This is a genomic window from Dyadobacter sp. OTU695 (assembly GCF_038440355.1).
Classification (GTDB): domain Bacteria; phylum Bacteroidota; class Bacteroidia; order Cytophagales; family Spirosomataceae; genus Dyadobacter.
Map to the genome: position 1 here is coordinate 376,594 of NZ_JASATN010000004.1, position 12,925 is coordinate 389,518.

A 12,925-nucleotide genomic window follows, 5' to 3' on the forward strand; every position below is an offset into this window, starting at 1 on the left:
AATTAACCACCAAGTTCTATCGTCCGTTTCCAGCGTTCGAGGATGATCGGGAATTCTACCAATAGCATTCTGTAAAGCACTGCTATCTCGCCAAGCTCCTTATCGAACTCATCCTGAACGCCCCTGGCCTTCCGGACATCATCCAGGATCGTAAAGAACTGCTGGTAGCGGGCGGTCATTTCGGTTTCATTAAACATGCTCCTCATATTGACATAGAAAAATCGCCGTCTCTTGCCACCAACGGTACGGTAGCCGGCCATACCCGAGGCCGTCAGCATTTTCAGGGCATTGGACACCGCGCTTTTGCTGACCTTAAAATAGGCCACTAAGTCCTCAAATATAGCTCCTTCTTTGCCTGTAAGCAGCAAATAGGTGAAAATCCGTGCCGCTACCGGGGTAAGCCCCATATGCTCCAATGGGGCGCTGTGCCGCTCAATCCGCTCTCTGTGTTGTTCCAAAATCTGCGCTGTCTAATAATTATCAAATTAATAGTAATTGGTTCATAAAACAAAGAACCAACTGCTGATAATTTATAGGATGAAAATTTACTATGATAAACAGGGACATGGTAAAACCTACGTCGAATTCGCCGGTATTTTTCCAAACAAAGTTGATTCGAAGGAAAACGGGGCCAGCTATTGAGAAATTCCAGATCATCCTCCGGTCACACCTTAAACCGACGGATGGGCTTGCAACCAAGGTGCTGCTTAATGGGGCTAAGGCCGAAAGGGACAGTTTGGCCTTGACGTATATTGATACAGGTTGCTATGCTGTAATAGGAAGTACCTCTGACTGGGAACGTATATTGGTATAGTTTGTAGTTTTTTGTCAAAAAGTTGACTCACAGGTTTGTATGAATATGGATTTAATGTTAAAAAAATTATACTTTAACAAGAATTGCTTTAATGGTATTGCTGCCAAAATGCCCAAGCCAAATCGATTAATTGTTTAATAGTAAGATTTTTGATGGTCGCTCCGGCCGGAAGGAGTCTGAGATTCCGGAAAAAACGCACTTTGGAGAAATCATTTTAAAATGTAATTGTAGAATATTATCAAGAATTTTAGGCTGCGGACTTTATAATTTTTTTTAAAAAATGGTGGCCGTATTCCGACGCTACTCAGAATGATGATTTTAAGTAGGGGTTGTACGTTGGCTTGATTCGGAATTATATTTCAATATTTAAATTAATTAAAGAATATAATTTTGTTTTATCATAGAATATACAACTATCGTATATGTGATTTGTGGAATATGGGTTAGTTTGTATTGAAAATTCGAAAAGGTATTTTTGTTTAGAGACAAGTCTCGATACCAACCTAACTATTGTTTACTTATGAAGAAGGTTTTACTGCTCAGCGCCCTGCTGGTGTGCTGCTGCTCGTCATTGCTATGGGCGCAGGAAAAGTTTGTAACAGGTGTAGTCACCGCTGCGGAGGACGAATCACCGATCCCGGGAGTGAATGTGTTAATCGCCGGCACCCACAACGGTGTGATCACGGACATGGATGGCAAATACAAAATCGCCGTACCCGATCAGGGGAAATTGACCTTTAGCTTTGTTGGAATGATCTCGCAGGAAGTCACTTTCGACGGCTTGTCGGTGATCGACGTGAAACTGGTATCCGACGCCAGGATTTTAAGCGAAGTGGTTGTGACCGGTAGCGGTGTGGCTACCAGCAAAGCTAAGCTGGGGATATCTGTCGAAACAATTTCCGGTAAAAGCCTGCCACAGACACCCTCTGCTTCGGTAGACCAGGCGCTGGTTGGGAAAATTCCCGGAGCGCAGATTACCAGCGGTAACGGAACGCCGGGCGCGGGAGTTAACATTTTGCTGAGAGGTATCAACTCTGTGAACCGGGGAACTTCGCCAATGATCCTGATAGACGGCATTCAGATGGCTTCGACGGATCTCAGCGCGATCGACCTCAATTCAATTGAGCGGGTTGAAGTCGTTCAAGGCGCCGCTTCTGCTTCGATTTATGGGGCCCAGGGCGCAAACGGGGTTATCCAGCTTTTTACAAAAAAAGGGAAAAACGGCCAGCTGAATATCGATATTTCCAGCGCGATCACAAACAACACCTATCTGAACGTGGGTGGCATGGCCAAGTCCCGTTTTCATGGATATAATACCGACGCAAACAATAACATCATCGGTTCTTCGGGCGCACCGATTTCGATTGACCCGCTGACCGGCTTGTACACGGAAAACGTAATCTGGAACAGTACGGACCCGCTGAACAAGACCGATAAGCCATACAACGCCAATCTTGCTTATCATGATCACTTCAAACAATTTTTTGTTCCAGCAAATACGATCAATAATAGTATCTCCCTTTCAGGAGGCAGCGAAAAATTCGATTTCAGCGCTTCTGCATCCAATAACCACCAAAAATCCAACTTTCTTAACAATGGTTATAACGACCGGAGCAACCTGGTTACCAACCTCGGCGTTCAGCTTGCCAAGGGGTTAAGGCTGCGCAGCACCACGCAGCTGGTTTATACCAAAAACACCGTAAATGGGAATAACATATACTCGATCTTTAATAGCCGTGCTTTTGTGGACTACGATTTCAAATTGCCCGATGGTAGTCCAATCAACAAGTTGGGGGATGCGGCGGGCGTGAACGGAAGTAACCCTATTTACGCCCAGTATTATTCAGACAGCGACGATAAAAAGGTTGATATCATTCAAAATTTCAACCTGAACTATAAAGTCAACAAGTACCTGGAGTTGGATGCAAAGTACGGACTCAACTACAATAGGGAAGACTTCGTCTACACGGCGCAAAACCAGTCAAACAATGCCAATTCCGTAGCCGCCTCGACCTGGGTTGGCTCCGCGATCAGCCCCGACAACACAGGCGGTATCGATAAATATACCTACGCAAGAACATTCCAGAATTTTTTGGGTACTGCATTTATCTACACCAATTTCGAGGATGACTTTCATTGGAATGTTCCAATTACGACGTCTACCCAGATCTCCTTTGACTACCGCAACCAGAAACAGACGCTGTATGCGGCGGCCGCGGCCGGATTGCCGACTTACACGCCGTTTAACAGCACACAGGGAACATCCTTCAAAGTTATTCAGGATTACCGTGAACCGTTTATTACCTATGGGTACCTTGTCAACCAAAAAATTGAATATGGGGATCTATTCGGTGTTGCCGGCGGGTTCAGAAGTGACTATTCGTCCGCATTTGGAGGAGGTTCAAAGCCGTTTACCTTTCCAAGAGGTGATATTTATTTAAGAATGTCCTCACTTGGTTTTTGGAAAGAAGGAGCCATTGCCGACCGTATTCCCGAATTTAAACTGCGTGCCGCATACGGAGAGGCGGGTATTCAGCCTAAGCCTTTTGACCGCTACGTTACTTTAAGTACCAAGGTTTTGGGTGCAAGCAATGCCTTCTATTTCGACCCAAACCAAAATAACCCTGATCTGGGTGTGGAAGTATCCAAAGAGCTTGAAATCGGAACGGATTTTACATTGAACGTAATGCCCAACGCGGACTGGCTGAATGATCTCCGTCTGTCGGCCACCTATTGGAAACGGACTACGGATAATGCGATATGGAGCATTGACGTGGCGCCTACTACCGGTTCGGGAACTTTGAAAACCAATGCTTTTTCACTGGGCTCTCACGGCCTGCAGGCTTCTTTGAACGCATCTGTATACCAGGGCAAGAATTTTAGCTGGAACCTGACGACCAACTTTACGAAACAGACTTCGAAAATCAATTCTGTTGTCGGCGATCAGGAGATTGTCGTTATCTCCAATGCGGGAAGTACTAATTATGTGCTTCGCAAGGATGAAAAAATCGGACAGCTTTACGGCCATAGAATGATCCATAGCCTGGATGCCAAAAAGCCAGACGGCACCCCCTTTCTTTCGGAGGCGGAAAAGGGTGACTACACGCTGGCAAGCAACGGCTATGTGGTCAACAAAGCGACAAAATTCCCTTATGTAACCCCCGACAAATACAGCTTTGGCGATCCTAATCCAAAGTTCAATATTTCATTTATCAATGACTTGACGATCAAGGGTTTTCTGACTTTCAATGTTCAATTGGATTGGATCCAGGGAAGCCATCTTTACAATCAAACCAAGGAATGGATGTACCGCGACGGGATCCATGCCGACTATGCAAAACCGTTCACGATCGATGGAGAAACCGGAGCATGGACCGCGTTTTACCGGGGTGTATATGCGGCCGTTACCAGAAATGGTACCAAAGATTATTTCTACGAGGATGCCTCTTTTCTGCGCCTGAGAAATATTTCGCTCGCTTTGGATTTTGCAAAACTGACTCATATCAAAGGGTTCAGAAGGCTGCAACTGGTGCTATCGGGACGTAACCTGGTTACATTAACCAAATACACCGGTATGGATCCTGAAATCGTGTCGGGTGCCAACAACTCGGCATGGGATCGCGGAACTGATCACAGCAGCATGCCGAATTACAGATCTTATCAGGTCGGCTTAAACTTCGGTTTCTGAAAACATTCATTGCATTCTTAAAGAGATAAAACATGAAAAAAATAAAATTGCTATCGATGTTGGTGCTTCTGGCGTCGGTTCTTTCCTGCAAGGATCAATTAGACGTTAAGAACCCGAACCAGCCAACAACTGGTAGCGCTAATTCGGAATCTGGTCTGATCAACCTGGCGCAAGGCGCTATTTATGTAAATGGCTTCCTGACTGTGAAGTATGGCGGTTTCTATGGCGGGTTTTTCGGAGATCCGTTTAGTTATCATGAAATTATGGGGGACGTTGTGGGGGTAGAAGCTGCCAACCAGCGGCTGAACGAAATCGGGGTGGCCAATTACGTGATCCTTGATAACGGTACCAGGGTAAAGAACCCCAATTCTCCGACTCTTCAATTGGACATGCTTCGGCAGGTAAATATCAATGCAAACGCCAGCGATAACCCGTTGTATTACGAGTGGGCCTACATGTACAGTCTCAATAGCGGGGCCAATAATGTGTTGGCGCTGGTAGATAAGACGACATTTACCGGAGATGCCGAAAGTAAAAAGAACGCGCTCAGGGCCTGGGCATATTGGTGGAAGGGTTACGCCTATGGCCGCATCGGGTCACTTTACTATGCCGGTATCATCAATGACCTGGCAGTGGGGACCAATAATACTTTTGTGAGCAGGGAGGCTATCATTGCCGAATCCAATGCCAACTATGACAAAGCCGCAGCAGCTTTAAGCGCAGTTAGCAGTGTCGCTGACTACTCAGCAGTGATCGGTAAAATTATCCCTACATTTTTTCAGGTTGGAAAAGGTGGCATACTTACGCCTGATATGTGGAAGAGAAACATCAATTCTATGAAAGCGCGCAACGTGTTGGTAAATACCACTGTAAAAAACATGACCGCGGCGCAGTGGGCGTCCATTATCGCCCTTGCGAAAGATGGCGTTACGGCTACGGATTATGTGTTTACAGCAAGATCAAACGAAACCAGCGATTTTATTTCTGCTACCGGCAGCACGCCTTCGGCACTTACTACGGGTACTACCAAAACCAGTAGTTTCAAAGTCAGCGAACGCTTGATACAGGATTTTAAAGCGGGCGACAAAAGACTTGAGAACAATTTCGCGATTGAAACCAACCCATGGATCGGCAACAATGACCGTGGAAACATCTTCAATACACGGTATGGTTTGATCGATGGCGGAAAGGGGCTTGCGGGCGTGGTTGTCTTGGGAAATAAAGCGGTGGGCGAGTATGAATTTTATATGGCCACCACCTACGAGGAGAATCAGCTGACATTGGCGGAGGCGCTTATCAACACGGGAGACATCGAGGGGGGGCTTAAAATCATTGATGCCATCCGCAAACTTCAGGGCGCCGGTCTGGCCGCCGTCGCAGGCAAAGGGCTCAGCCTGGCATCTGCCAAAGAAGAATTGAGAAGCGAGAGAAGGGTGGTTCTGCCTTTCCGAGGTCTTGCTTTTTACGATGCCAGACGTTGGGGCGTAATTGACGACGTTGCTACCGGCGGAGGTAGAACCGGCGCGGTTGTGGTTGACAAAGCAGGTGTGGTTAGCAAGAACGCGACCATTAATTACAACTTCCTGGATTATTGGGACGTACCTGCCAACGAGCTTGCCTATAACAAGGCTGGCGAAGGGAGCGTGGCGGTTCAAAATCCAAAGGGCTTGTAGGTTATTGCCGGGCCCTGTCCGGTTGGGTTGAGCGCTAACGATTCAGTGTTGTTGCCAGAGCCCCCGCCATTCCGTTCAGATTGACCACCAGTGGTAATTCATCGCCTCTGCGGGACCTCGCTGTCAGCAGGTGAATGCAATGAAGAGAGAGACTACGTGGTTAATCTGGACGGAAGCTTGTGAAACGACCGTGTCACGCACATTAAGTATTTGAATATGGCCGACAATGCGATGGGAATACGCATCGCCGCGGCCTGCATTGTCTCGCTCGACGGACACGCGCTACATATTGCCAGTTGCCCTGGCTGCTCCCCAGTGTTAGCCTCTTGGGGGGAGCGTAATAAAAGCAATATATTATGGAGAATATATATAAATTATATTGTATTTTTCTATGTATCCGATATTATATATTGCATTATGTGATTTTTTCGATATTTTCAACGTATTAGCCGCGCATTTGATACAATGACACCGTGCAGACCCTGAATGGGGCTGTTGCTATCAGACTATGTCCATATAATCTGATCATTTACAATGAATATTCAACTAAAATCACTCCATTACTATGAAGAGAAACTTACAAAAATGCACATTCGCAGCCAAGTCTACGATGCTCTTTCTGCTCATTGCCTGGTTACCGCTTACCATGCAGGCCCAGAGCAAAAAGATTACCGGTAAAGTGTTTTCTGCATCCACTTCGGAGGTGTTTCCTGGTGTCAACATTATCTTGAAAGGAAATACAAACAAAGGTACTATTACGGATAATCAGGGTATGTTCTCGATCGATGCTGCGCCGGGTGATGTCCTGGTATTCAGCTTTATAGGCTTTAAGACCAAGGAGGTCAGAATAGGTTCAGAGGCAACGTTAAGTGTTCCGCTGGAAGATGGCGGCACAGAGCTAAATGAATTAATAGTGACTGGGTCCAGAAACACGGGGCGAACAATCCTGGAAACTCCCGTCCCTGTGGATGTCATTTCCATTAAGGATATCATGGCAGACCTTCCCCAGATCGACCTGGCCCAAATGCTGGCCTTTGTTGCACCAAGTTTTAACGCGGTCAGATCCCAGGGTGGTGACCTTGATTCCCATGTAGATCCGGTCCAGCTCCGCAACATGGCCCCCAACCAGATACTGGTCCTGGTGAATGGAAAACGAAGGCACACTTCTGCGTTGCTTATAACCGGAACAGCTGTCGGCAGCCCCTCCACGTCCGTTGATTTGATGACCATTCCGGCTTCCGCCATTGACCGAGTTGAAATTTTACGCGATGGCGCTGCTGCTCAATATGGTTCGGACGCAGTGGCCGGCGTAGTCAATATTATCCTTAAAAAAGGGACAGATAAGCTGACAGGCAGCTTTACCGGCGGAGGCTATGCCAATACCGGCGGTAAAGCAGGAGAACTGACCAAAGATGGTAAGCCAGACGGATTTAATTATCAGTTTGATGCTAATTACGGTTTCAAAATTGGTGACAAAGGTTACTTTAACCTGTCTGGACAAATCACACAAAAACGCCCGACCCTGAGACCTTTTGTAAATGACTGGGGATTTTTTGATAATACCTACCTGAATAACCTACGGACCGACAAAAACGGAAATCCGGTCATCACCAATCCTGAGCTTGTTGCCGCACAGGCCTCGGGCAACACGGCGGCACTTGCTTCGCTGACCACAGAAGCGGGATTAATGGCTGCTCGCGGCCTTACCAAAGCTGATTTTGCCGTTTATGCGGGTATGCCTGCCATTACCCTCGGCAGTACTTTTTACAATGCAGGTTATCAATTGAATCCTACCACAACGCTGTACAGTTTTGGAGGAGCGTCTTACAAATATCTTAAGGGATTCTCATGCTACTTCCGCCGTCCCGCACAAACTGACCGCTTCAATTACCTGCTGTATCCCAATGGCTTCCGTCCACAGATGACTTCCAATACTTCGGACCTTTCCAATACAACCGGTATTAAGAGTAAGCTGGGAGAATTCAATGTTGATTTCAGCAACACATTTGGCCGGAACCGGATGCGTATAGGAATGGTCAATACCATGAATGCTTCACTGGGTTCCAATTCGCCGGTCAATATGTATTTGGGTACGCACCAGTTTACCCAAAATTCTACTAACCTTGATTTTTCACGCTATTTCAAGGATGTGCTGCGCGGCCTGAACATTGCCTTTGGCGCTGAAATGCGTATTGAAAACTACAAAATCATGAAGGGTCAGGAAGAGGCTTATACCTATGGAGATGCAGGTGTGCTTACGGTAGGTCAAGCTGGTTTGCTTGTCGGACCAGATGGAAAACCTTTGGAAGATGCCAGCAGCACACCGATCGTAGATGCAAATGGAAATCCGATCAGTGTTAATGCGGGCCAGCAGGTTACTGTTAAATCCCTGTCTTCAAATTGCCAGTGTTTTGCCGGATTCGGCCCGAAAAACGAAAGGGATGAGTACCGCACCACCATGGCTGCTTACCTTGATGCCGAACTTGAAGTAACTAAAAGCCTGCTGATCGCCGGAGCTTTTCGTGTGGAAAATTATTCAGATTTTGGTGGCGTCACCATTGGCAAATTGGCCGCCAGGTATTCCATTGCCAAAACGCTCTCATTACGGGCTTCGATTGCTTCCGGATTCCGCGCGCCATCCCTTCAAGAGTTGAATTATACCCATACAGCTACGGCATTCGTGCCGGACGCAAATGGTATTCCGCAACCGCTTGATGTGACAACTTATCCGACCAACAGTACCGCCGCCAGGGTTTTAGGAATTCAGGGCCTTAAGCAGGAAAAATCGAGAACCTATGGTTTCGGCCTGACCTATCAACCGGCCCATGGATTTGAAGTGACTTTGGATGCTTATCAGATTGATGTAGATAACCGCATTTTCAGGACCAGCTACTTCAATGCTTCCGAGGTAGGCAATAATTACGACGAGGTGATCGGTGGTGGAGAAGCCCAGTTCTTTGTGAATGGTGCAGACGTACGTTCGAAGGGAATTGAAGCAGTCGGAAACTATACACTGACCCTGGCCCGTGGTAAAAGCTTCATTTTCAGTCTTGCAGCCATTTTCAGCAAAAACACCATTCTGAACAGAAAAGTACTTGATCTGAATGTGGCTAACCTTACCGAAGAACAGATTGTGGCCAAGTACCTGGACCGGGCGACCATTGGCCAGTTTGAAACCGGAACACCAAGGCAAAAACTAATCGGCTCGGTTACCTATCGCGTCAATAAATTTCATGCTATGGTGAGAGGAACATACTTTGGAACGGTTACCTCCCGGTCAACTTCCTCCGATGCAGAAGGTAACTTTTATGATCAGAAGTTTTCTGCGCAATCTATTTTCGATGCCAGCGTTGGCTACGATCTGACCAAGAATCTGAAATTGTCCATCGGCGGCAGTAACGTCTTTAATAAATATCCTGACATTTTGCGCCCTGAAAATCAAGGCTTTTATCTCTACGACAACAATCAGCAAGGCTCCAACGGATCTTATTACTACGGCCGTGTTTCTTTCAACTTTTAATGATCATCCAGACATGAAAACATATATCAGCAAAATCACCCCGATGTTATCCCTGATTATCACGATGACTCTGTTTGCGTTGGTTAGTTCTTGTGAACAACAGGACTACCCGCCCAATTTAAATACAGCCCCAGGTGGCGGCACGGTGTCGACGTATAAGGCTTACACGTTAGCTGCCGCGAATACAGAGAACATTTATGGGCGCATCGTCTTTTACAAGTACAACAAAACGATCACCTTAGTACAGATGGGCCTTTATAACGGGGCAAAGGGCAGCTCTTATACAGCCGCCATTTTTCCCGGAAAGGTGACGGCAGCGCCCGGCACGGCCCTCAAAGTGCTCGATAAAGTAGCCGGTGCTACGGGGGCGTTCGAGACCAGTAAGTATTTCAGCATTAATGAAGAGGGGTTTTTCGATAAACTTGACGCCTACAATGCTAGCGTAACGGTTAAACTAGGTGCGGTAACCGTTGCCGCTGGTAATATAGGCGCTAACGCTGCACCGGTAGCAGAGTCAGAATAAAATAAAACCAGCCGGGCAGAACCGCCATTCTGGCCGGTGGAAGGGAAATGAAGGGATGTTTGAAATCGATAAGCAGGGCAGCGCCGGGCGTTGTCCTGCTTTTTTGCATTCAGGCCAATGCGCAGCAGGCGGTCAATGCCGCACCTCAACTCAGCTTTATGCGGATCGGCGGTGTGATTTATTACGACCGGACATTAACCAGTTCAACGTTCCGAGGCAGATAAGGAGCTGCAGAAGGCAGTATCCTCAATGAATCGATTTTTTTATAACCTGTTTTTTCGGTTAGGAGAGTAGCAGGAAGTGAAAGTTGCCATACTCTTCTTGCCTCCGTTTCTGTATTGCAAGTGATCGCGGCAAATCCACCTTTGATGCGTTCGATAGCAATGCCCACTCCACCCTCATCAATCACATTAACCCAACTTTCACCATCATCTACCGACCGAATGATGCCTCTCTGACTGGTAGCTATCAGCACTCCGTTTGACTCTACCAATTTCATTACCCAGCCTTCGTCATAGACTCGCTTCCAGTTTTTTCCACTAAGGAGCAGCGGAATTTGGCTTGCTGTAATACATCCCATCTCTAGTGCGCAGATAGATTCCATTATCATTTGCAAGGAAACCATCTCTCGGGATACTGTCTTCGGGCAAGTTTACAGGCAGCCCTTCGCTAATGTCCTGCCAGGTTTGTCCCCCATCTGCAGATTTAAAAATGATGTTTGTCGCTACTGCCTTATCTCGTTTTGGATTACTATCCCGGAATGGCGGTGACTGTGGAAATTCCCAAGCCTGATCAAAGGAAAATGGGAAGTGAAAAAGTAGCAAAAAAGCGGCATGGAGAAATAAACCCACCTATGGAATTGTGGCTACCGATGATAAAAGCATCCTTCCTGAAATCCAACGCAATATGTACAAGCGTTCCAACACCAAGGTTACAGAGATCAAAGGAAGTCATGCTGTCTATATCTCACAGCCGCAAAAAGTAGCAGCCGTAATCGACCAGGCCGCAAAAGAGGTTTCAAAGAAATAGGATTGCAATAGGAATGTTACCCTGAAAGTCCGGCAGGATCGAGGGGGTGCGACCAGGCCCGGGGCAGTTTACCCCGGGCTTTGTTGGCTTCGTACCTGTCACAGCATAGTAGCTCCTCCGTCAATAATGAACCTGGTCCCGGTGGTGAAAGTAGATTCCTCGGAGGTCCGGTAGAGCACTGAGTAGGCAATTTCGTTGAGCTCACCGCTCCTTCCCAGGGGTGTTGCCCCAATAGCCGTAGAAAGCGAGCGTTTGTATCCCGATCAGAAACTTTTCATGAGCTAAAATCATGGATTAGCAATAAAAATATATTCAGTGGCATTATGAACGGTGATTTCCCTCACATTTTTTTAGTAATTTTCTTCCTTCTCCCTGGCTGCTGACGATGGTAAATTTGCCAGAGAAAACCCGCTTCGCCAAGCCGTAATCGTTGTGCCGCATATATACAAATTCCCTACCAAGGCATTTATTTATAATACCAAATTAGATGTAGCAAATGAAACGACTTCATTATTTAGATAATCTTATGATATTCTTATCTGTTCTGGTTGTACTCCATCATGTTAGTATTGGTTATGGGACAATGGGCGGCTGGTGCTATGTTACATCTGAAAAACTGACTGGTACAGTTCAAATTTTCCTTTCGGCCTTAACTGGACTTGAGGCATCATTTTCAATGAGCCTTTTCTTTTTCATTTCCGCTTTTTTGACAATTCCTTCATTAGAAAAAAAGGGGGTATCCAAATTTATAAAATCAAGGTTAATTCGCCTGGTGGTACCGTTGTTATTTGTAATGATTATTCTTGCTCCAAGTGTTTTATATTATATTGAAATTCACAATAAGACAACTCAATTGTCATGGTTTAGGTATGTATTACAACAAAACACTAAACCGTATACTTCTCATGCGTGGTTTATTTTAATGTTGATAACTTTTGAGTCAGTATATATTTTCTATTGGAAATTCATAAGACCTCATTTTTCTATTTCAAAATATCTATCAGATGCGCCCCCCACACATATAAATATATTGACGATTATTCTTCTGTGCAGTGGTCTTACAATCACAGTGCGACAATTTTTCCCACTTGGAGAAAATTTTATTGGCATAGAGTTTTCCAATATCACTCCTTATATTTTCATGTATGCAATCGGGCTGTTGGTATTCAGAAAGCATTGGCTTGATGACCTTTCTAAAAAAGTGGCAATAACATGGTTTCCCATCTCACTTATTGCAGCTACTTACTTTTGCTTGATTATTTATCTTCTTTCAAAGTATCCATCTATAGTTAATAAATTTGTTTCGGGCATTACATGGGAATCACTTTCACTTTCATTCGCCCAAACCTTTTTGTGTGTTGGTTTTTGTGGCTTTTTCCTTCATCAGTTCAAGAAAAAATTTGACTTTACAAATTTTATATTATCAATAATAAGAGAAAATAGATACGGCGTTTATATTTTTCATTCTGCTGTTGTAGTTGGTGTTACTATTATCTTGGAATATTTAACGCTTAAACCAACTATTAAATACATTATGGCCTGTATTTTGAGTGTTGTATTTTCCTACACTCTTGCTGGGATAATTCGTAAAATTCCTTTAGTGAAGCGAGTAATTTGACTATGTAAAGCAAGTACGACGGCACAACAAAAGGTTTGCCGCAAGGCTGATTCTCAACCG

The 12,925-nt window shown here is 45.6% G+C and carries 9 protein-coding genes and 1 pseudogene; 6 read left to right on the forward strand and 4 right to left on the reverse strand.

Annotated features, from left to right (window positions below; genetic code table 11):
* Positions 1–2 precede the first annotated feature (2 nt).
* Positions 3–458, reverse strand: coding sequence for a GbsR/MarR family transcriptional regulator (locus tag AAHB90_RS11625; RefSeq protein ID WP_342085244.1), 456 nt, complete (start codon positions 456–458; stop codon positions 3–5).
* 876 nt (positions 459–1,334) lie between these two features.
* Here AAHB90_RS11625 and AAHB90_RS11630 point away from each other — a divergent pair.
* Together AAHB90_RS11630 and AAHB90_RS11635 are read left to right on the forward strand one after the other, a co-directional pair.
* Positions 1,335–4,502, forward strand: a complete 3,168-nt coding sequence (locus AAHB90_RS11630) for a SusC/RagA family TonB-linked outer membrane protein (protein WP_342085246.1) — start codon at positions 1,335–1,337, stop codon at positions 4,500–4,502.
* Between the two features lie 32 nt (positions 4,503–4,534).
* On the forward strand, positions 4,535–6,175 hold the full coding sequence (locus tag AAHB90_RS11635; protein WP_342085248.1) for a RagB/SusD family nutrient uptake outer membrane protein: 1,641 nt from the start codon (positions 4,535–4,537) through the stop codon (positions 6,173–6,175).
* 123 nt (positions 6,176–6,298) lie between these two features.
* On the opposite strand, the gene AAHB90_RS11640 is transcribed toward AAHB90_RS11635, so the two are convergent.
* Positions 6,299–6,454 carry a hypothetical protein gene (locus tag AAHB90_RS11640; protein WP_342085250.1) on the reverse strand — a complete coding sequence of 52 codons (156 nt, stop codon included), beginning with the start codon at positions 6,452–6,454 and terminating at the stop codon, positions 6,299–6,301.
* Between the two features lie 286 nt (positions 6,455–6,740).
* Between AAHB90_RS11640 and AAHB90_RS11645 the strand changes: the two genes are divergently transcribed.
* On the forward strand, positions 6,741–9,695 hold the full coding sequence (locus AAHB90_RS11645; protein WP_342085251.1) for a TonB-dependent receptor: 2,955 nt from the start codon (positions 6,741–6,743) through the stop codon (positions 9,693–9,695).
* 13 nt (positions 9,696–9,708) lie between these two features.
* On the forward strand, positions 9,709–10,218 hold the full coding sequence (locus AAHB90_RS11650; protein ID WP_342085253.1) for a hypothetical protein: 510 nt from the start codon (positions 9,709–9,711) through the stop codon (positions 10,216–10,218).
* Between the two features lie 181 nt (positions 10,219–10,399).
* Here AAHB90_RS11650 and AAHB90_RS11655 read toward each other — a convergent pair whose 3' ends face one another.
* Positions 10,400–10,822, reverse strand: a complete 423-nt coding sequence (locus AAHB90_RS11655; protein ID WP_342085254.1) for a hypothetical protein — start codon at positions 10,820–10,822, stop codon at positions 10,400–10,402.
* 257 nt (positions 10,823–11,079) lie between these two features.
* On the opposite strand from AAHB90_RS11655, the gene AAHB90_RS11660 reads away from it, so the two are divergent.
* Positions 11,080–11,247, forward strand: a complete 168-nt coding sequence (locus AAHB90_RS11660; protein ID WP_342085255.1) for a hypothetical protein — start codon at positions 11,080–11,082, stop codon at positions 11,245–11,247.
* 98 nt (positions 11,248–11,345) lie between these two features.
* Here AAHB90_RS11660 and AAHB90_RS32775 read toward each other — a convergent pair.
* Positions 11,346–11,483, reverse strand: a pseudogene (locus AAHB90_RS32775) (SDR family oxidoreductase); the annotation flags it as partial.
* A 260-nt stretch (positions 11,484–11,743) separates the two neighbouring features.
* On the opposite strand from AAHB90_RS32775, the gene AAHB90_RS11665 reads away from it, so the two are divergent.
* On the forward strand, positions 11,744–12,865 hold the full coding sequence (locus tag AAHB90_RS11665) for an acyltransferase family protein (protein WP_342085256.1): 1,122 nt from the start codon (positions 11,744–11,746) through the stop codon (positions 12,863–12,865).
* Positions 12,866–12,925: the final 60 nt, after the last annotated feature.